20 protein-coding genes and 3 tRNA genes are annotated in these 21,308 nt (G+C 38.3%); 19 read left to right on the forward strand and 4 right to left on the reverse strand.

Going from position 1 to position 21,308, the window contains the following annotated elements:
• The first annotated feature begins 75 nt into the window (after positions 1–75).
• The 7 genes from LCP48_RS00740 (at position 76) to LCP48_RS00770 (ending at position 5,383) form a co-directional block, all read left to right on the forward strand.
• Positions 76–1,698, forward strand: a complete 1,623-nt coding sequence (locus tag LCP48_RS00740; protein ID WP_004229172.1) for a putative polysaccharide biosynthesis protein — start codon at positions 76–78, stop codon at positions 1,696–1,698.
• Between the two features lie 9 nt (positions 1,699–1,707).
• Complete coding sequence (yabN, locus tag LCP48_RS00745; RefSeq protein ID WP_225340581.1) at positions 1,708–3,168, forward strand: bifunctional methyltransferase/pyrophosphohydrolase YabN; 1,461 nt, start codon at positions 1,708–1,710, stop codon at positions 3,166–3,168.
• Between the two features lie 4 nt (positions 3,169–3,172).
• Positions 3,173–3,463, forward strand: coding sequence for an RNA-binding S4 domain-containing protein (locus LCP48_RS00750; RefSeq protein WP_004229169.1), 291 nt, complete (start codon positions 3,173–3,175; stop codon positions 3,461–3,463).
• A gap of 147 nt (positions 3,464–3,610) precedes the next feature.
• Entirely contained in the window at positions 3,611–3,910 is a 300-nt protein-coding gene (yabP, locus tag LCP48_RS00755) for a sporulation protein YabP (RefSeq protein ID WP_004229167.1), read from the forward strand.
• Between the two features lie 32 nt (positions 3,911–3,942).
• Positions 3,943–4,398 carry a spore cortex biosynthesis protein YabQ gene (gene yabQ, locus LCP48_RS00760; RefSeq protein WP_225341001.1) on the forward strand — a complete coding sequence of 152 codons (456 nt, stop codon included), beginning with the start codon at positions 3,943–3,945 and terminating at the stop codon, positions 4,396–4,398.
• A 17-nt stretch (positions 4,399–4,415) separates the two neighbouring features.
• Positions 4,416–4,820: an FtsB family cell division protein gene (locus LCP48_RS00765; RefSeq protein ID WP_004229155.1), complete on the forward strand. Its 405-nt coding sequence runs from the start codon at positions 4,416–4,418 to the stop codon at positions 4,818–4,820.
• A 134-nt stretch (positions 4,821–4,954) separates the two neighbouring features.
• Positions 4,955–5,383 (forward strand): S1 domain-containing RNA-binding protein, encoded by a 429-nt coding sequence (locus LCP48_RS00770; protein WP_004229154.1) that lies wholly within the window; start codon positions 4,955–4,957, stop codon positions 5,381–5,383.
• A gap of 86 nt (positions 5,384–5,469) precedes the next feature.
• Here LCP48_RS00770 and LCP48_RS00775 read toward each other — a convergent pair whose 3' ends face one another.
• From LCP48_RS00775 to LCP48_RS00790, 4 genes are all read right to left on the reverse strand, one after another.
• Entirely contained in the window at positions 5,470–5,721 is a 252-nt protein-coding gene (locus LCP48_RS00775; RefSeq protein ID WP_202342951.1) for a hypothetical protein, read from the reverse strand.
• 177 nt (positions 5,722–5,898) lie between these two features.
• Positions 5,899–5,970: transfer RNA gene (locus LCP48_RS00780), tRNA-Glu, on the reverse strand.
• A gap of 4 nt (positions 5,971–5,974) precedes the next feature.
• Positions 5,975–6,051: transfer RNA gene (locus LCP48_RS00785), tRNA-Met, on the reverse strand.
• Between the two features lie 11 nt (positions 6,052–6,062).
• Positions 6,063–6,137: transfer RNA gene (locus LCP48_RS00790), tRNA-Gly, on the reverse strand.
• A 418-nt stretch (positions 6,138–6,555) separates the two neighbouring features.
• On the opposite strand from LCP48_RS00790, the gene LCP48_RS00795 reads away from it, so the two are divergent.
• The 12 genes from LCP48_RS00795 to pabC all read left to right on the forward strand — a co-directional run bounded on the left by LCP48_RS00795 (position 6,556) and on the right by pabC (position 21,306).
• Entirely contained in the window at positions 6,556–8,949 is a 2,394-nt protein-coding gene (locus LCP48_RS00795; RefSeq protein ID WP_004229149.1) for a SpoIIE family protein phosphatase, read from the forward strand.
• Positions 8,950–8,978: 29 nt separating this feature from the next.
• Positions 8,979–10,385, forward strand: a complete 1,407-nt coding sequence (gene tilS / locus LCP48_RS00800; RefSeq protein WP_004229147.1) for a tRNA lysidine(34) synthetase TilS — start codon at positions 8,979–8,981, stop codon at positions 10,383–10,385.
• Between the two features lie 67 nt (positions 10,386–10,452).
• A complete protein-coding gene (gene hpt / locus LCP48_RS00805; protein WP_004229145.1) occupies positions 10,453–10,995 on the forward strand; it encodes a hypoxanthine phosphoribosyltransferase in 543 nt (180 codons plus the stop codon).
• A gap of 282 nt (positions 10,996–11,277) precedes the next feature.
• A complete protein-coding gene (gene ftsH, locus LCP48_RS00810; protein ID WP_202342949.1) occupies positions 11,278–13,305 on the forward strand; it encodes an ATP-dependent zinc metalloprotease FtsH in 2,028 nt (675 codons plus the stop codon).
• A gap of 153 nt (positions 13,306–13,458) precedes the next feature.
• The gene (locus LCP48_RS00815; RefSeq protein WP_318528164.1) at positions 13,459–14,292 is read left to right on the forward strand and encodes an aldo/keto reductase; all 834 of its coding nucleotides are present in this window, start codon (positions 13,459–13,461) and stop codon (positions 14,290–14,292) included.
• A 235-nt stretch (positions 14,293–14,527) separates the two neighbouring features.
• Positions 14,528–15,295: a type III pantothenate kinase gene (locus LCP48_RS00820; RefSeq protein ID WP_225340582.1), complete on the forward strand. Its 768-nt coding sequence runs from the start codon at positions 14,528–14,530 to the stop codon at positions 15,293–15,295.
• 21 nt (positions 15,296–15,316) lie between these two features.
• Entirely contained in the window at positions 15,317–16,198 is an 882-nt protein-coding gene (hslO, locus tag LCP48_RS00825) for an Hsp33 family molecular chaperone HslO (protein WP_009373570.1), read from the forward strand.
• Positions 16,182–17,153 carry a peptidyl-prolyl cis-trans isomerase gene (locus LCP48_RS00830; RefSeq protein WP_004229134.1) on the forward strand — a complete coding sequence of 324 codons (972 nt, stop codon included), beginning with the start codon at positions 16,182–16,184 and terminating at the stop codon, positions 17,151–17,153. Before hslO ends, LCP48_RS00830 begins: the two co-directional genes overlap by 17 nt.
• Before the next feature lie 249 nt (positions 17,154–17,402).
• Entirely contained in the window at positions 17,403–18,332 is a 930-nt protein-coding gene (gene cysK, locus LCP48_RS00835; RefSeq protein ID WP_004229133.1) for a cysteine synthase A, read from the forward strand.
• A gap of 125 nt (positions 18,333–18,457) precedes the next feature.
• Entirely contained in the window at positions 18,458–19,888 is a 1,431-nt protein-coding gene (gene pabB / locus LCP48_RS00840; protein ID WP_004229131.1) for an aminodeoxychorismate synthase, component I, read from the forward strand.
• Complete coding sequence (gene pabA, locus LCP48_RS00845; protein ID WP_004229129.1) at positions 19,885–20,466, forward strand: aminodeoxychorismate/anthranilate synthase component II; 582 nt, start codon at positions 19,885–19,887, stop codon at positions 20,464–20,466. The genes pabB and pabA overlap by 4 nt, the downstream gene beginning before the upstream one ends.
• A complete protein-coding gene (gene pabC / locus LCP48_RS00850; RefSeq protein ID WP_004229128.1) occupies positions 20,467–21,306 on the forward strand; it encodes an aminodeoxychorismate lyase in 840 nt (279 codons plus the stop codon).
• Positions 21,307–21,308 lie beyond the last annotated feature (2 nt).

Here is a 21,308-nt window from a genome sequence, read left to right on the forward strand (position 1 = left end):
TAGTGCCACCTTGCACGTCAAACTTTTGAGATATGCTATACTATTGGCATTGTTAAGAAGGAAAGAGGGCAATTTATGTCGCAACGTTTTGGTATGAAAAGCTACATGAAGGGTGCCGCCTTATTGACGATAGCAGCCCTTATTGTAAAAGTTCTTAGTGCCATTTACCGTGTGCCTTTTCAAAATCTAGTAGGTGATGAAGGCTTTTATATCTATCAACAGGTATATCCAGTTATTTCAATCTTCGTTGTTTGGACATCTAGTGGCTTTGCTATAGCCATTTCTAAAATGCTTGCAGACAATGATTGTATTGTTGATACAATAGAACGTGATGAAAGACGTCGCACTATAACACAGGTAGTTTTCGGGTATTTAACGGTATTATCACTACTGTTTTTTGCCATTTTATTTGGAGGTGCTGAAAAGATTGCCCATTTAATGGGAGATATTCAATTAGCACCACTTATTCGTACAGGCTCCTTAGTAGTATTGGTTATGCCGGCGCTGGCTATTTTAAAAGGTAGCTTTCAATCTAGAGCAATTATGGAGCCCATTGCTTATGCCCAAGTTCTTGAACAAGCAGTGAGAGTAACTGTCATATTAGCAGGTACCTTTCTTATTATGACAACGACGAAATCTCTTTATGGTGCAGGAAGAATGGCTGTTATCGGTACAGTAATTGGAGAAATTACAGCCTTGCTATTACTTGCTTATATCTCGCATAAACGATTTGGTCTACTGCAAGTTAAACAGCATCTACATCGTAATTCAAGTTTACCTATCATTAAAGAGGTCACATGGCTGAGTTTGAGTGTCAGTATGAGTGGTCTACTACTACTTGGCTATCAATTGGTCGATTCATTTACAATCTATTCGTCATTAATTAATAATGGAATGACTCCTACAATAGCGAAGGAAACGAAAGGGATTTATGATCGAGGACAACCGTTAGTTCAACTAGGTGTTGTCATTGCATCCTCATTGTCGTTGGCCATTGTGCCACTTGTCGCCCATTTGTCGAAAAAACAAGCGGGACGTAGTGCAGTGCCATTCATACAATTAACATACAAAGCATCCGTCCTGTTCGGCTGGTCTGCAGCACTAGGCTTAATGCTAGTTATGCCTTATTTAAATGAAATGCTTTTTAAAACCAATTCCTTATCGGAGGTATTGATTGTCTATGTATTTCAAATTGTCCCTTTGTCAATTATCCTTACATTTACAGCGATCTTACAAGGCTATGGGAAATTAAAAAAACCTGCGTTATTTCTCATAATCGGTTTTCTAATAAAAATTATTTTAAATGTACGATTAATTGGTGGATTAGGTGTACTAGGAGCTGCCATCGCTAATGATATAGGATTATTATTAACAGCAATCTTGCTAATTATTTATTTAAAAACATTGACTGGCATTCAATTAGCTTCAGGCGCATTTTATAAAAAAGTAGGAATCGCCTCTTTCAGTATGACAATCGTCGTTCTTATATGGTTACAGCTAGTATCGTCCTTTTTAAATCACCTGATGTCTTCACGTATGATAGCCATGGTGGCGGGTTTGACAGCAGTATCTATTGGAGCATTTGTTATGCTAACAATTATTGCAAAGAAAAGAGTACTAGTAGAAAAAGAATGGTATTTACTGCCGTTTGGACGTAGAATGGCCGTTTATCAACTTTGGCTAAATTCAAAGAAGTAGGTGTAAAAATTGAATACATTATCAATTATTGGTTTAGGTGCAGGTGACTTTAATCAGCTGCAAATGGGTGTTTATAAAAAATTAAAGGCTGCAAAAAAATTATATGTACGGACAGTGGATCATCCGGTTTTAGAGGAATTAGCAGCAGAGGGTGTGGTATTCGAAAGTTTTGACAATGTGTATGAAAAACACGATACATTTCAACCTGTTTATGCGGAAATAGCTGATTCTCTTATGAAAGCTACCGCTGTTGAGGATGTTATGTATGCTGTGCCAGGGCACCCATTAGTTGCAGAGCAAACAGTGCAATTACTTATTGCCGCAGCAAATGAAGGGAAAATTGAGCTAGTCATTGAGGGTGGTCAGAGTTTCTTAGATCCCATTTTTGGTGCCTTAAAAATCGATCCAATTGAAGGCTTTCAATTACTTGATGGTACTAGCTTTTCAATGCATGACATTAACATGCGTCAGCACATCTTGATTGCTCAAGTATACGATACATTCAGTGCATCAGAAGTGAAGCTGACGTTGATGGAGAAATATGATGATGAGTATCCTGTAACAGTTGTGACAGCTGCTGGATCTTCACAAGAACAGATTGTCACAGTGCCGCTCTATGAACTCGATCAAAGTGTAGAAGTAAATAATTTAACAACAGTCTATGTACCACCTGTAAAATCACAGGAGGAGTCATTAAGAGATTGGACAACATTCCGCCAAATCATTGCAACGCTGAGAGGCCCAAATGGCTGTCCTTGGGATCAAAAGCAAACACATGAGTCGTTGAAAAAATACTTACTTGAAGAAGCACATGAATACTTGGCAGCGGTTGATGCTGAAGATGATTTTGCCATGATTGAGGAACTTGGCGATGTGTTGTTACAAGTATTTTTACATGCACAAATAGGAGAAGATCAAGGCTACTTTACACTAGAAGATGTGTTAGCTTCAATTAGTGAAAAAATGATTCGTCGCCATCCACACGTTTTTGGGGATGTTGCAGTAGAAGATGCGGAGGGTGTTGTGGCTAATTGGGAGGCCATCAAGGCTGAAGAAAAGGGAACTAGCGATAATCCGTTATTAAACGAAGCGTATAGAGCATCTTCTGCTTTACAAACAGCCTACAATTATCAAAAAAGAGCAGCACAAGTGGGCTTTGATTGGCCAAATGTGGAGGGAGCATGGGATAAATTTACCGAGGAATGGCAGGAATTTCGCCATGAGGTGACGAAAGGCTCTAATGCGTCCCGTCTTGATGAATTTGGTGATGTATTGTTCACATTAGTAAACTTAGCACGTTTCTATAAATTATCACCAGAAGAAGCCATGCTACATGCAAATGAGAAATTTGCAAGACGTTTCGGCTATGTTGAGCAACAGGTAAAGGCAAGTGGAAAACCATTTTCCGATTTTACATTAGAACAATTAGATGCATTTTGGAATGAAGCAAAGCAACTAGAAAAGGAGTAAGATTATGAGATTAGATAAGTTTTTAAAAGTATCCCGTTTAATAAAACGCCGTACTTTAGCTAAAGAAGTGGCCGATCAAGGACGTATTACAATCAATGAAAAGATTGCAAAAGCAAGTAGTACAGTGAAAGCTGGTGATGAGCTTGCTATCCGTTTTGGTCAAAAAATAGTAACGGCACGTGTAGAAGAAATACGTGATACTGTGAAAAAAGAAGATGCAGCAAAAATGTTTACCATTTTGAAAGAAGAACGACTTGAAAAGATTGAGCCTGAATTTATTGATGATGAGGAATAAAGCTAAATTTAATTTCTAGCCCTCCTAATGTTGTCCAGCCTTTCTTTTTGTAGGTGAAAATATTACACAACTTAAATAAAGTTGTCATTCTTTGAAGGTTGTCCGCATAAAGTGAACAGAAGCTAGGACGACTAAAGGAGGAAAAAAATGACGCTACATCAAGAAAGTAATCGTTACACAATTCCATCTGGAGAGCATATTTTAACGATTCGTAATCGTAAAAGAATGGACATGACTTCTGTAAAATCAATTGAACGCTTTGATCAGGAAGAGTTTTTCATTAAGACGTCCCAAGGGCACTTGTTAATCCGTGGAGAGGAACTGCATATCGTTCATTTAGATGTTGACAAAGGATTATTGACACTTGAAGGAACTGTAAAAACTTTACAGTACGACGAGGAGGAAAGCGGCTTCTCGAAAGGTTTCCTTCATAAGTTATTTGGATGATTGTCAGTGAACAATTTTATCAATTAATTGTCATGGTTTTGAGCGGTATAGCAGTTGGTTTTATAATTGATAGTATAAGGCTCATTGTTTTTTCAACTCCAAAAAGGTCAAGCCTTCGAAAGTGGATGATGGTTGTTGAGTTAATAACGTGGATTCTACTTGGAGGGGTGACATACTATTTATTATTTTGGCTAAAAGATGGCGCTTGGCGGGCTTACGACCCGCTAGCGCAAATAGCCGGAATTTTTTTGTATCAATCATTTTTTCAAACCTTTTTACGTTTCGTTGCTAGAATTTTGGTGAATATAACATGGAGACCCTTTTGGTTCATAGTACGCTTTATAATTACGGTTATTCGACAAATTTTGCAATTATTAATAAATATTGTTATGTTTGTTATAAGACCTTTTGTCAAAATTTATTCGTATTTGTCCTACACTTTTTTTAAAAAACTACGATATTTGAAGTATAATAAAAAGCAACAATAATTATCGGAGGTGCGGACATGACTAGACGTCATTCATCAAATGATGAATCCCAAAACTTCACTAAGCTTGATAATGACTATGTCCGTAGCACGGATAGAGCTATAAATCGCAAACAACAGGCTCGAAAACGTAAGATGCGTCGTATTGTCTTTTTTGCGATTGTACCAGTCATTATTATTGCTCTTCTCTTAAATGTGCTGTCACATCAGAATGAAACATTAGCAGCAAAAGAGAAATCAAAGGAAGAAGCGAATCGGCATCTCACTGAATTGAAAGAAGAACAAGATACATTAAATCTTAAAATCAAACAATTGCAGGATGATGAATATATCGCAAAGCTATTAAGAAAAGAGTACTACTTATCGGAAAAAGGTGAGATTATTTTCATCATTCCAGATAAGGAAGATAAAAAAGACGACTGAAAAGCTATGTATTGTTGACACTCTTTTATTGTTATATATAATGAAAAGAGAAGCTTATTGCAGTAAAAAGTTTGATTAAATTGATTACATGGCTCAAAAGAGTCGCTTAATTTTTAAGGAGGAGCATTTTTTTTATGTCAATTGAAGTAGGCAGCAAGGTACAAGGTAAAGTAACAGGAATCACAAATTTTGGAGCATTCGTTGAGCTGCCAGATGGCAAAACAGGCTTAGTTCACATTAGTGAAGTTGCTGACAATTATGTAAAAGATATCAATGAGCATCTAAAAGTTGGAGATGAAGTTGAAGTAAAAGTGATGAATGTTGAAGCGGACGGAAAGATTGGTCTTTCAATCCGTAAAGCAAAGCCTCAAGCTGAAAGACCAGAGCGTCCAGCACGTCCACGTCGTGATAATCGTTCTAATGATCGCAACGAACGCCACCAGCCAAAAGAAAATTTTGAGCAAAAAATGGCACGCTTCTTAAAAGATAGTGATGAACGTCTAGCAACACTTAAACGTGCTACAGAATCAAAACGCGGAGGTCGCGGAGCTAGAAGAGGGTAGTTTGCTGACTGTTTTAATCGTAGAAAAAGTGTATGAAATAGAGTTGGGAGTAGCTTTTTAAAAAGCTACTCCCTTTTTTAATATACCTATAAAGTAGAAGAAGGTCTCTTTTTCTTTTTTGTGGGTGTTATCGTTTTTTCATCGGTAAGACTAATGGATTCTTTCTTCACTGGATGGATAACCATTTTGACAAGTAAAGCAACACCATATACACTCACAGCTAGTCCACCAAGCAATAAGATTATTTGAACAAAAAACGGTAAGTTTATTAGAATTGAAATAAGAATAATCATTGAGCCACTTCCACAAATTAAAGCAGCTTTTGTTAATGCACTCAAGGGAATTAAACCTCCTAAAAACGCTGTTTTTACTAGTATGCCATACTTTTATATTCTGTCACATAGCTTTACTCGAGCTAGCGGATAGAATTTGCAAAGAAATAGATAGATGGTATAAATAGATTGTAAATTAAAAATAGGTATCTCAGAATCTAGTTCTGAGATACCTATTTGAGATGACCCGTACGGGATTCGAACCCGTGTTACCGCCGTGAAAGGGCGGTGTCTTAACCACTTGACCAACGGGCCTATATGGTGGCGGCCGAGGGGATCGAACCCCCGACCTTACGGGTATGAACCGTACGCTCTAGCCAGCTGAGCTAGGCCGCCAAATTTAGAAATGGAGCGGAAGACGAGGTTCGAACTCGCGACCCCCACCTTGGCAAGGTGGTGTTCTACCACTGAACTACTTCCGCATGTCGTTTAAGCAACAAGTTAAATAATACAAGCCAATTGTGCTAGTGTCAAGTAGGTTTGAAAAAATATTTAAAGATATTTCAGGACATTTAACTATAGAAGAATATTTTAGCGGATTTTTTGTTCTTACGTAGAAATATATCCCAGAGAAGAGCTGAATCAAACCATTAATAGTACGTAAAATCCCTTCAAAATAGGCTTTAAGATGAATAGTAATTGATTATTATATAGATTCAATAAGTGAATTTTCCGATATTTATATTGATCAAAAGCCTTTTGCTATAGAAATTGTTGCCAATTCTCGTATTTATGAATAGCTATTAGTCGAAATATTTATATTTTTTTCTGTCAACGTCAGACAATCTTTCCACACATAATTTTTTATAATAACCAAAAGTGCGGAAAGGGGATAGTTAAATGACAAGTATTGAATGGTATAATACAACGAATGTAGATGACCAAAAAATAGGTTTGAAAAAGAAGCAGATCCTAATAGGCTCTCTCTTTTTTTTAACCGCCTTTTTCTTGGCTCAATCTGTTGTATTTGAAGCGGCTGTACCGTTCTCAGTTCCTTTTTGGGCCATTATTCGAACAAAATATAGGGAGTATGCCAAATTCGTATTATTTGGGAGTTTAGCGGGTTGCTTTTTCTTGGGCTTTGGACAAGTCTTAATTCTCGCTTTACAAATTATCCTGTATGAATGTATTATGCGTTTTCGTTACTGGCAACTGCCCCAAAGTATTGCGGTGTCTTTAGCTGTATTACTGGTACAAATAATGTGGCAAGGGGTGATGTATCAGGGTTTACCACCCGTGCTTGTACAATTTTATGTGGGCTGTGAAGCAGCTTTAGCTCTTATTATGACATTGTTTATGCAAGTATTATTTGTTAATTCGTATGAATGGTTTACGACGCATTGGACATATGAAAAGCTGGGTTCGGGATTAGTCGTCTTTGCAGCTATGCTTACTGGAATGCAAACGGTTGTAATTAGCTATTTTTCTCTCCCTATTTTTTTACTGCAGCTCTTTATCTGTTTTGGTGCATTGGTTGGAAGTGTTCCTTTAGCAACTGTCATTGGAGCAGTGCTAGGGACGCTTATTGGTGTGGCCAAGCTTTCGTTTACCGGTATGCTATCGGTGGCTACCTTAACTGGATTGTGTGCAGGTATGGGAGCGAAAGGTGGTAGATTTGGTGTTGCTATCGGTAGTATTTTACCTAGTGTGTTTTTTTTATTTTATGACGCCACATTGCCCTTGGATAGTGTTTATTTCACCTCAATTGCCATTGGGAGTATTTTATTTCTAACCATTCCCAAGAAATATTCAGATAGAGTAAGGGACAAGCTCTTTCCACAACGAGAGGAAGTTTTACTAGCCCGACAGAATTGGTTAACGGAACATGTAACGTATAAATTAGAGCACTTTCAGCATTTTGTGCAATTCATGAAGGAACTTGTGTTTGATCGCTTTATGACAGCACCAGTTGAAGCGGCGAAGGAAGTAGCACCAATGAATACTTGTTTAAGTTGTTTCCGTTATGATCATTGCTGGGGTGCGCAAAATAATGGTATGGACAAGCTGATGACAGATTGGTTTCATATGAAAGGAGTAGGCAAGGAATCAGCTATTCATCGTGTTGAAGAACAAATACGCTATAAATGTGTGAAGTCCACGAAAATCTTTGAGGAATTAGATACAGAACTTTATAGAGAACGAATCAACGGGCAGTATTTCCATGGTAAAAAAATGATTGCCCTTCAACTGCGCGATATGAGCAATCATTTAAATCAGTTAATTGCTGAGATGAAGGAAGATACAATTTCTTTTGTAAGTGTTGAGAAGGACATTGTTGAACGCTTAAAGGAAGCCAATATTGAATGTTTTCAACTTGATGTCCTAAGCAATAAGCCTGGGGCAAGAAAGATTGTTTGTGCCTTAGCACCAGCACGTGTCAACTGGGAGAAAGATACGACATTAGCTGAACGTATGATTTTGCCGATTCTTTATGAAATTTTTGATGAACCTTTTGAAATTGAAAAAGTAGTAGCCTGTGAAATACCATTTCGTCATGTTCAAATTTGCTTTAGATCAGCTATTAGCTTTGAAGTAGAGTATGATATATATAGCATGTCTAAAGATGCAACACTATATTCGGGTGATTCTCACGCCCTTTTCCAATTGCATCCAGGATTATTTGCGATATTGCTGTCTGATGGTATGGGGCAAAGTAAAGAAGCACAACATGAAAGTAGAAAATTGATTCATTTAATGCGAGAGTGTCTAAATTACAATATGAATCCAGAAACTGCGATGCATACGCTCCATTATGTCATGGCATTAAAGCAGCAAGATGATATGTATGCAACGCTTGATTTTGCACTTGTCGATTTACAGCACGGAGATTTGTGGTCGTGGAAAGCGGGTGGAATGTCAACCTACATTTTGCGTGGAAAAGAGGTACTGAAAGTTGAAAGTAATGCAGCACCTGTAGGATTCTTATCTATATCAGCAGTAGAAGCTGAAAAAAGAAAACTGAAGGCAGGTGATGTTATTTTAATGCATTCAGATGGACTGTTCTCAAGTGTAGCTGATTGGGATGAACAAGAGGAAACATTTTTAGCTTTCGCACAGCAGGTAGCAAGTACAAATAAAACGATTCAAGAAAAACTAACAACCATTATGCAATCATTCCAAGGTTATTTTGAAATAGAAGATGATTGTACAGTATTAATGTTAGAGGTGACACATGTTGTACCGACATGGGCTGTCTTTAGACCAGCTCAGTATTCAATGAGTAAATCATCTTAAACTAACAACGAAAAGGGGAGGAGAAGCGTTTGTCATTTGAATTAAAGGTCAAAGCATTTATAGAAGAAGAGCAATTATTACAGCAAGGCGACCATCTTCTCATCGCCGTTTCGGGTGGGGTAGATTCTATGGCTTTACTTCATTACTTTATTCAAACACAGGAGCAGTGGAACATTCAGGTAGAAGCCGTACATGTTGATCATATGTTGAGAGGAGAAGCCTCTTCTGAGGATAGGGCTTTTGTTCAAAAATATTGTGACGCTAATAGTGTTTACTTACATGCCAAGGAAATTCCTATACCTACAATATTGGCACAGGAGAACGGTAATACACAGCTAATTTGTCGTAGGGAAAGGTATCAATTTTTCAAAGAAGTTCTGCAAAAAACAAATGCTAATAAGCTTGTAACTGCACATCATGCGGATGACCAACTGGAGTCAGTATTAATGGCCCTTACAAAAAATGCAACAATGAATAGCATGCAGGGCATACGTCCTCAAAGAATTTTTGGAGGAAAATCATTAATTCGTCCGTTTTTAACGGTTACAAAGTCTGAAATAGGGGAATATTTACTTAGAAAAGGTTTAGATTATCGAGAAGATGCTAGCAATTCTAAAGATACCTATGTACGTAATCGTTTTAGACATCATGTAGTGCCTTTACTGCAGGCAGAGAATCCGCGAGTGACTGAACAGGTGACCCATTTCACAAAGCAATTGCAAGAAGATGATACCTTTTTAATGACATTGGCCCAAGATGTATTTTCCCAAATCATCATAAGAAATAATGAAAATACATATCGCATGGAAATTGAGGCATTTCAATTGGTACCACTTGCTTTACAAAGGAGGCTCATTTTAATACTATTAAACTATCTTTACAAAGATTCAAATACGATACAAAGTTATGCCTTATTGACTTCAATTTTAAAGCTTTGTGATACAACAGCAGGGTATGCTGAAATTCACTTACCTGAAGATTTTCTAGCAGTTCGCCGTTATGGAAATTTAACGATTCAGAAAAAGAAGCCGTTAGAAGGCCTAGCTTCTCCTGAGAAACAGGTTATTTCAACTGCTAATGGCTGGACAACACTGACAAATGGTGAGCGCTTACGCGTAGTCAATTTGCATGATTTATCGTCTGAATTGCTGACGGATACTGCACAACTTTTTTATTTTAACGCTAGCAAACTCCACCTACCGCTCTATGTTCGGGCACGCAGGGATGGAGATAGAATGCTGTTAAAAGGAATGGATCAGCCAAAACGCTTATCTCGCCTTTTTATAGATGAAAAGATTCCTTTAAATGAGCGAAATAGCTGGCCGTTACTGATTTCTCAATCTGATGAGGTGGTAGCGGTAATTGGTGTGCGTATGGGAATATTTTTTTCAACCACTCCGCAACCAAACGATGATACAGTGCTCATCGTAGACTAAGGTCTTTGTAAAATATTTCACCGAAATAGGGTGAAGATTTTTTGATACATCACGAGGAGGAATCGATATGTTACAAAACGACATCGAAAAAATTATGATTACAGAAGAACAATTGCAAGAAAGAATTGCAGACTTAGGCGCGCAATTAACAGAGGAATACAAAGATGCATTTCCATTAGCTGTTGGCGTACTGAAAGGGGCAATGCCATTTATGACAGACCTCATGAAACGATTCGATTCTTTCATCGAACTTGATTTTATGGATGTGTCTAGCTACGGTAATGCTACCGTGTCATCTGGTGAAGTGAAGATTTTAAAGGATTTGAATACAAGCGTTGAGGGACGTGACGTATTAATTATCGAGGACATTATTGATAGTGGTTTAACTTTAAGCTATCTAGTAGATTTATTTAAATATCGCAAAGCAAAGTCCATTAAAATTGTTACATTACTTGATAAACCATCAGGTCGGAAAGTGAATTTGTCTGCTGACTATGTTGGTTTCGAAGTGCCAGATGGTTTTGTTGTAGGATATGGCTTAGATTACGCTGAAAAATATCGTAACTTACCTTATATTGGTATTTTAAAGCCTGAGGTATATTCTTTCTAAGATACAAAAGACCAGCTATAAAAAGAAAAGGTCTCCAGCGCAGGTCACGTATTTTTAGTTATGTTGAACATAATTCAAAATCTTGACACAATGTTTAGCTATATCGAGCCCGAGGAACAGGTACAATTACGCTGGGACATATAAAGATGGCCTAAAAACTGTTGTGATAACGGCAATAGGTGAACGAAACATTTTTTAAGTAGGGCTTTTCGTTGTATGATGAAATCATGATATGTTAAGATTTTACTTATAATTTTTCTGTTTGTAATGAGGAGGCTGGAGATGAATCGAATATTTCGATATACCATATTCTATCTACTGATTTTCCTAGTGATAATCGGTATTTTTGGTACTTTCAATGGTGGAAAATCCCCAACGAAAGAATTAACTTATCATGAGTTTCAAGAAGCTCTAGATAAGAAAGAAATAACAAGTGCTACAATTCAACCTGATAAATCAGTTTACGTCGTTGAAGGAACACTGAAGGGGTATGAAAAAGGGGAAAGCTTTACTACAAACATCCCTCGTGAAAACCAATCTTTAATGGACCGCATCGATGAGGCTGCTAAGGATAAAAATAGTAATATTAGTTTTTTAGCAGCACCAGAAACAAGTGGATGGATTCAATTCTTTACAGGAATTATTCCTTTCATTATCATCATTTTCTTATTCTTCTTCCTAATGAGTCAATCTCAAGGTGGCGGTAATAAAGTGATGAGCTTTGGTAAAAGTAAAGCTAAACTTTATGATGATCAGAAGAAAAAAGTACGTTTTACAGATGTAGCAGGTGCTGATGAAGAGAAAGCAGAGCTTGTTGAGGTGGTAGAATTCTTAAAAGACCATCGCAAGTTCACTGAAATTGGTGCCCGTATTCCAAAGGGTATCTTACTTGTAGGTCCTCCAGGTACAGGTAAAACATTACTTGCACGAGCAGTAGCAGGTGAAGCAGGTGTTCCATTCTTCTCTATCTCAGGTTCTGACTTCGTAGAAATGTTTGTCGGTGTTGGGGCTTCACGTGTTCGAGATCTATTTGAAAATGCTAAGAAAAATGCTCCATGTATCATCTTTATCGATGAGATTGATGCAGTAGGTCGTCAACGTGGTGCTGGTCTTGGTGGAGGTCATGATGAACGTGAACAAACATTAAACCAGTTATTAGTTGAAATGGATGGTTTCGGTGCCAATGAAGGAATTATTATCATTGCCGCAACAAACCGCCCTGATATTTTAGATAAAGCATTATTACGTCCAGGTCGTTTTGACCGTCAAATTACAGTAGGGCATCCTGATGTAAAAGGACGTGAGGCAATTCTTAAAGTACATGCACGTAATAAGCCTTTAGCAGATACAGTTGATTTAGCAGCTGTTGCTCAACGTACGCCAGGTTTCTCAGGTGCGGATTTAGAAAATCTACTTAACGAAGCGGCGCTTGTAGCTGCTCGAAAAAGTAAGCGCACTATAAATATGGCAGATATTGATGAAGCATCAGACCGAGTAATTGCTGGTCCTGCAAAAGCCAGTCGCGTATATTCTGCGAAAGAGAAGAAACTGGTATCCTTCCATGAAGCTGGCCACGTAGTCGTTGGTCTTGAGCTAGATGAGGCTGATACAGTACACAAAGTAACAATTGTTCCTCGTGGGCAAGCGGGTGGATATGCGATTATGTTACCGAAGGAAGAGCGCTTCTTTACGACAAAGCAAGAGCTTTTAGATCGTATTGCAGGTCTTCTTGGTGGTCGTGTAGCTGAAGAGATTGTTCTTGGTGAAGTTTCTACGGGAGCACATAACGATTTCCAAAAGGTTACAAGCATTGCCCGTGCTATGGTTACTGAATACGGAATGAGTGAGAATCTTGGAGCTATGCAATTTGGTTCAAGTCAAGGTGGTAATGTATTCCTTGGCCGCGACTTTAATTCTGACCAAAACTATTCTGATTCAATAGCCTATGAAATTGATAAAGAAATGCAAAAAATTATTGATACACAATATGAGCGAACTAAGCGTATCCTTACGGAAAAACGTCACTTGCTTGATTTAATTGCCAATACACTAATGGAAAAAGAAACATTAAATGCACAAGAAATTGAGCATTTACGTGATCATGGTGTGTTACCAGAACCTGAGGCTACAGAAAAAATTGAGGAGAACACTCCAAAGATTGAAGCAAAGCCTACATTAGATACTATTGGCGAACCAGTTGTTGAAAAAGAGCTACTAAGTAAAGAGTCAAATCCAACAACTTTGGATTTAGCAAAAGAACGTAAAGAACCGAATGATGCACCTAAGGGCATCGATGAAAAACGTGATTAAAAATAGGGAAGACTGTTTACTAGTTCAGTAAGCAGTCTTTTTCTTTGCCTTTTCTTACTAATAAGCATTAGGATAGAGTAGTAAAAAAGACAAGCTGCATACAACTCTGCCATTTAGAGAGATGTTAGCCAAAGCAGATAGGAGTGTATACGCGTGGGAAATGTTGTATTGAATAATGGTTTTAATATGCCATTGGTTGGTTATGGTGTCTTTCGAGTACCCGAAGGAGATGACCTAGCTGAAGCAGTCAAAACAGCTATAGCAAAAGGTTATCGTAGTATTGATACAGCACAAGTATATCGCAACGAAGAAAGTGTTGGACGAGGAATACGAGCAGCCATTGAAGAAGGCTTAGTAACACGTGAAGAATTATTTATAACATCGAAAGTTTGGAACGATGGACTTTCCTATGAAGAAACACTTGCGGCATATGACAGCAGTCTAGAAAAAATAGGATTAGACTATTTGGATTTATATTTAGTACATTGGCCTGGAATAGACCAAAATTTTATTGAGGTTTATAAAGCACTAGAAAAGATTTACCAGGATGGTCGAGTACGTTCGATTGGTGTTAGTAATTTCCATGTATACCATTTAGAAAGCCTTTTGAAGGAAACGACTGTCGTCCCTGTTATTAATCAAATTGAATTCCATCCGAACTTAATACAGGAGGAAGTACGTGCCTACTGTAAGGATAAGGGCATACAGGTGGAGGCATGGTCTCCGTTGATGAATGGTTCTCTACTGGAAGAGGCATTGATTCAAGAACTAGCATCAAAATATGGCAAAACGCCAGCACAGATTGTACTTCGCTATGATGTGCAACATGATGTTGTTACGATTCCAAAAACGATGACACCAGCACGTATGGTTGAAAACCTGGCTGTTTTTGATTTTACGTTAACTGAGCAGGAAATGGCACAGTTAGATGCAATGAATGACGGACTACGTTGTGGCCCAGATCCAGAAAAATTTAATTTCAAATGATTGTAAGAGAGGCTACCATATTTGGGGGGCCTCTTTTTAAAGAGGGATGATAACATACAATTGTTTTTAACAAAAATATAGGTGTTTATCTTCACTTGTAGTACAAACAACATCTGCTGAATCAAGAGAAAAAGTATGGTATCATTTTCTAAAGTGTTTTATCCTCATTCCAGCTAGAGAGAATGTTGTAATATGAGGATTGCAAAAGTTACAATGACGATGGGAGGTGTCATTCTTGATTTTAGTTTTAGATGCAGGGAATTCAAATATTGTATTAGGTGTCTATGATGACAACGATCAATTAGCCTTCCATTGGCGTATGGTGACGGATCTTCATAAAACAGAAGATGAATACGCCATGCAAGTTCTTTCATTTTTTAATCATGCAGGCATTTCATTTGAACAAATAACAGGCATTATTATATCCTCAGTTGTGCCACCAATTATGTTTTCACTAGAGGCGATGTGCCAAAAGTATTTTCGAAAAAAGCCTTTGGTAGTAGGACCAGGTGTGAAAACAGGTTTAAATATTAAATACGACAATCCACGTGAGGTTGGGTCTGATCGAATAGTGAATGCCATAGCAGCTCTAGATTTATATAAGGCCCCTTGTATCATAGTTGATTTTGGGACAGCAACAACCTATTGTTACTTGAACGAAAAGGGTGATTACATGGGTGGAGCTATTGCGCCAGGCATCACTATTTCTACAGAGGCTCTTTATACACAAGCTGCAAGATTGCCACGTATTGAAATCGTTCGACCTACACATATCGTGGGGAAAACGACCGTTTCTGCCATGCAGGCGGGAATTTTTTATGGCTTTGTCGGGCAAGTTGAGGGCATTGTTAATCGTATAAAAGCACAAAGTAAAGAGGAGCCATTAGTTATTGCTACAGGTGGATTAGCAAATCTAATCGCAGGGGAGACACAAATTATAGATGTTGTAGATCCATTTTTAACGTTAAAGGGTTTATATAAGCTCTATAAACGTAACCAATAGGAAATGAGGGACATTCCATTTATGAGTGATTATTTAGTAAGAGGTTTAGGATTTAATGGACAAGTTCGTGTGTTTGCAGCACGCACAACAGCCACAGTAGGAGAAGTGCAACGCCGTCACGATACATGGCCAGTTGTATCGGCAGCTTTAGGTCGATCAATGACAGCGGCTGTTATGATGGGAGCCATGCTAAAAGGTGAAGAGAAAATCACTATTAAAATTGAGGGCAACGGTCCAATTGGCCCAATGGTAATTGATAGTAATGCACATGGAGAAGTGCGTGGATTTGTGACAAACCCTCATGTTCACTTTGATTTAAACGAGCAAGGTAAGCTAGATGTTCGAGCAGGTGTTGGAACAGAAGGTGCTCTTACAATTGTTAAAGACCTTGGTTTAAGAGATATGTTTTCAGGACAAACACCAATTGTTTCAGGCGAAATTGCTGAAGATTTTACTTATTATTTTGCTACATCTGAGCAAGTACCATCATCTGTAGGTTTAGGCGTATTAGTTAATCCAGACAACACTATACTTGCAGCCGGCGGATTTATACTTCAATTAATGCCAGGCTGTGAGGAAGAAACGATAACTGAAATTGAGCAACATCTTGCTACAATAGAGCCTGTTTCAAAAATGATTGAAAAAGGCTTTACACCAGAGCAAATTTTAGAAGCTGTATTAGGAAATGGACATCTACAAATTTTAGATTCCATGCCAGTTGAATTTAAATGTCAATGTTCAAAAGAGCGGTTTGGTGCGGCAATTTTAGGTCTAGGAACAGCAGAAATTAGAGAAATGATTGATGAGGACGGCGGTGCAGAGGCACAATGTCACTTCTGCTTAGAGACATATAGCTTTTCTAAAGATGAGCTAGAAGGGTTTATCGATGAGCTCAACGCGTAATCGTCGACCTTCAACCAATGTAACACCAAACCAAACTCCTTTATTGCAACGTCGTTTAAAGACAAAGCCTGCTTTAGCTGTCATAGCCGTTTTGTTATTAGGAAATGTATTATGGTTCATTAGTTGGTTGATCCCGAACAAAGGTCAGGAAATTGGTAGCGACGAACAAGTCGCTGCCATTGACGGGGATGTTATCACACGCCAAGAGTGGATGATTGCTATGGAAGAACGATATGGTAAAGAAACACTCCAAAATTTAGTAAATGAAACGGTAATGGAAAAAGCCGCAAAAACATATAAAATTAAAGTTACTGATAAAGAAATTGATCTTGAATTAGCGTTAATGCGATCTGCTCAAGATAAGTTTGATACAGCCATGCAAAATCTTTCGGCAGAGCAACTACGCCAAAAGATTCGATCACAGCTTATATTGGATAAGGTACTCACGAAAGACGTAGTGATAGAGGAAGAAAACGTTGAAAAGTATTATGAAGAAAATCAAGGCTTATATAATACAAAAACAAGCTATCGTACGAATTTTATTGAGGTCGATTCAAAAAAAGCTGCTGATGAGGCACTGGGTGAATTGAAAAATGGCTCTGACTTTACAGTGCTGGCACGAGAAATTTCTGTTGATAGTGCTTCAGCGAGTTTAGGAGGGGATATTGGTTTCCTTACAGAAAATCAGGAAAATGTAGACCCTGCAATTATTAATACTGTAAAATCACTAAAGGCAAATGAGGTAAGTAAAGCCTTTAAGTTAGATAATGGTCATTATGGCATTGTTCAAGTACAAGAGGTATTAGAAGGACAATCCTTTACATATGACGATGTGAAAGAACATATTGAGCGAGAATTAGCTTTAGAGCAATTACCGCAATCTGTTACGCCAGAAGCATTTTGGTCTGAATTTGATGCTACTTGGTATTATGGAGAGACTAAAAAAGAAAAATAATACATGAAAAGAGTCTGCAGGTTTTGCGGGGTACAATGAGTCTGATCAAACTTACAGGCATTCGTAGTGAGTTACCCAATAAATGCAGGTTCTTTTTCTTTAGCAGAGGATAAGGTTTTTCCTTTTCAAAGCAATGATAAATATTCTGAAAATATGAGTTTTATTTATTGACAATCGAATGGAAAAATTGATAAAATACAAAATAAGTAAAACCTATAAAAATAGTAGGGATTGGGAGTGGATTAATAAATGAGTAGATTAGCAAACTCGGTAGCTGAATTAGTTGGTAAAACACCAATTGTAAAATTAAACCATGCAACAAGTGAAAATGAAGGTACTGTGTATGTAAAATTAGAATATTTTAATCCGGGAAGCTCGGTGAAAGACCGTCTAGCTTTAGCCATGATCGAAGCTGCCGAAAAAGACGGAACATTAAAACCTGGTGGTACAATTATTGAGCCGACATCTGGTAATACAGGTATTGGTCTTGCAATGATTGCCGCTGCCAAAGGTTATAAAGCCATTTTAGTTATGCCAGAAACAATGAGCTTAGAGCGTCGTAATTTATTGCGTGCTTATGGTGCAGAGCTTGTATTAACGCCTGGTCCAGCAGGTATGAAAGGTGCAATTGCTAAAGCGGAAGAACTATCAGAAGAACATGGCTACTTCCTACCACAACAATTTACAAATCCTGCGAACGCGGTAATTCACCGTTTAACAACAGGCCCCGAAATTGTAGAAGCATTTGATGGCTTAACACTTGATGCTTTTGTAGCTGGTGTTGGCACTGGAGGTACAATTACTGGTGCTGGTGCGGTCTTAAAAGAAAAGTATCCAAACATTGAAATCATTGCAGTTGAACCAAAGGATTCACCAGTTCTTTCTGGTGGTCAACCAGGACCACATAAAATTCAAGGAATTGGTGCTGGCTTTGTACCAGCAGTTTTAGATACGGAAGTCTATTCTTCAGTATTCCCTGTTGAAAATGAGGTTGCTTTTGAAGTAGCACGTAAAGTAGCACGTGAAGAAGGAATCCTATGTGGTATTTCATCTGGTGCTGCAATCTATGCTGCAATTGAAGCGGCAAAACGTTTAGGTAAGGGTTCGAATGTCCTTGCTATTGTGCCTTCTAATGGTGAGCGTTATCTATCAACACCTTTATATCAATTTGAAGACTAATTCAATTTTTTATGTAAGGGCTCCTTTATAAAGGGGCCTTTTTTAGTGCAAAAACTTGGACACTATGAAAATTATAAAAATATTCGCTTCTGTGTAATAATCAAGTTAAGATGGAATCACAGCATATGTTTAAAGGGGAAAATAACTTGAAAACAATACTTACAAAAACATTAACGATGGATGCAGATTCATTTTTTTATAGCTATAAAAGGCAGACAGAGACTCAGCAAGCGCATGTGTTTTTAGAAAGTGGACGTGGTGGACATTTTTCAATAGCTGCGTGGAATCCATTAGCTACCGCACGATCAGTAGATGGTGGGCTTTTGGTCAATTGGAGAAATGGCAGACAGGAAGTTTTACAAGGGGAGTCCCTCGACTTACTGGAAGAGCTTGTGGCGGAATATCAGGTTTCTTATAATGGAGAGCTACCTGTTTTTCAGGGAGGGGCTATTGGATTTGTGTCGTATGATTATGCTCGTAAAATTGAGGAGCTTCCTAATACGGCAACAGATGATTTACAAGTGCCAGATATCTATTATTATATCTTTGATTGCTGGGCCGTACATGATGTGAAAACGAATACAGTGACACTTATGAAGTTAGAAGAGAATGAGGTTAACTTGGAAGAATGGGCTAACATCTGGCAGGTTGCAGCACAGGCTGGATTAGACGCGCGAAAATTTGAGAAAACAACCGCTATAGAAGTTAAGAATGATGAAAATGAGTTGCTTGTTTCATTTGCAGGCGACGATTTCGAGGCAGCGGTTAAAAAAATCCAAACGTATATCGCGCAAGGTGATGTCTTTCAGGTGAATTTATCTGTTCGTCAGTCTAAGAAACTCAATGCAACTGCACTAGATGTCTATGAGGCACTACGAGCGTTTAATCCGTCACCATATATGGCTTATATTGAAGCACCTGATTTCTCTGTTGTTTCTGGATCGCCAGAGTTACTAGTCAAGCGTCAAGGCAATGAGTTGTCGACGAGACCAATCGCTGGCACTCGACCAAGAGGAAAGTCCGAAGAGGAAGATTTAGCATTGGCTCAAGAATTAATTGATAATGATAAAGAACGTGCTGAGCATGTGATGTTAGTGGATTTAGAGCGCAATGATTTAGGACGCGTATCTACCTATGGAACAGTGAAAGTGGATGAGTTTATGGTTATTGAGCGCTATTCGCATGTTATGCATATCGTTTCGAATGTGCGTGGAGAAATAGCAGAAGGGAAAACGAATGCAGACGTTATTCGTGCGATGTTCCCAGGTGGCACAATTACAGGAGCACCAAAAATCCGCACTATGGAAATTATTGAAGAATTGGAGCCTGTACGACGTGGTTTATATACAGGCTCAATTGGCTGGCTAGGCTTTACAGGTGATATGGAGTTTAATATTGTAATCCGTACAGCGTTTGTAAAAGATGGGGTTGCGCATATTCAAGCTGGAGCAGGCATTGTCATTGACTCTGTTCCGGAAAGAGAGTATCAGGAATCTTTAAATAAAGCGAAGGCAATGTGGCAGGCAAAGGCAATGGCAGAGGAGCGAGTAAAATGATTTTAATGATCGATAACTACGATTCATTTATTTATAACATCGTCCAATATTTGGGCGAATTTGGTCATGACATAGTAGTAAAACGTAATGATGTTATTACAGTAGAAGAAATAGAACAACTTGCGCCAGATATGATTGTTATTTCTCCAGGGCCATGTAGTCCAAATGAGGCAGGGGAAAGCCTGAACATTATTAAATATTTCGCGGGAAATATTCCGATTTTAGGGGTTTGTCTTGGACATCAGGCACTTGCACAAGTGTTTGGTGGTCATGTCATACAAGCGGAACGTTTAATGCATGGGAAGACATCACCCGTGCTGCATGCTGAAGTAGGTTTGCATAAAGGCATGCCAAATCCATTCCAAGCAACTCGCTATCATTCTCTTATTGTCGATAAGGAGACATTACCAGCGTGTCTAGAAGTAACAGCTTGGACAGAAGAAGGAGAAATTATGGGTTTACGTCATAAGGAATATCCTATTGAGGGTGTGCAATATCATCCGGAATCCATTATGACCGAGAAAGGGAAACAACTACTTCGCCAATTTATAGAAATGTATGTAGAAGGAGTGAAATAGATGCAGTGCTGGATGAACGGAAACTATATGGCGGCCCAGGATCTGAGAATTTCGCCATTTGATCATGGATTTTTATATGGATTAGGATTTTTTGAAACGTTCCGAACATATGGTGGTCAGGTATTTTACTGGGAAGCACATATGGAAAGATTACAGCGTGCTTTATCACAATATCACATTCATTTAAACTATCCTGAAAGTGTATTACTTGAGGCTGTGCAACAACTAAATCAACTTGCTGGCGGTCAGGATGGTTACTTCCGTTTAAATGTATCTGCGGGTGAACATAATATTGGATTACAGCCAACAGAATATAGACAACCTAATATCATCATTTTTCGCAAGGAACTTCAAGACACACCGCGTGGTACTGAAAAGTTTGCACAATGGCTTACCATACCACGCAATACACCTGAACAAGCCTTTCGTGTTAAATCGCACCATTACGGCAATAACGTGCTTGGTCGCTTTGAAATGCCATCACTTGCCCAACAAGAAGGTTTCTTTTTAACAGAATCAGGCTATGTAGCTGAAGGTGTGACATCAAATATATTTTGGATAAAAAGTGATATACTATATACGCCTTCTTTGGAGACAGGTATTTTACCAGGAATTATTCGTGCATGGGTTATAGAAAAGGCTAGTGCGCTAAACCTTGACGTACAGGAAGGCTTTTATACAAAAGAAGATTTACTACAAAGTACGGAATGCTTCATTACCAATTCAGTACAAGAACTTGTGCCTATTAGTAGCTTGGAGAACCAGCGATTTTTAGGCAATAAAGGACCTATTTATTCCATTTTGCATAGCGCATTTGTTCAAGAAGTGGAACGAGGATAGAA

The organism is Lysinibacillus capsici (genome assembly GCF_020217405.1).
Classification (GTDB): Bacteria; Bacillota; Bacilli; order Bacillales_A; family Planococcaceae; genus Lysinibacillus; species Lysinibacillus capsici.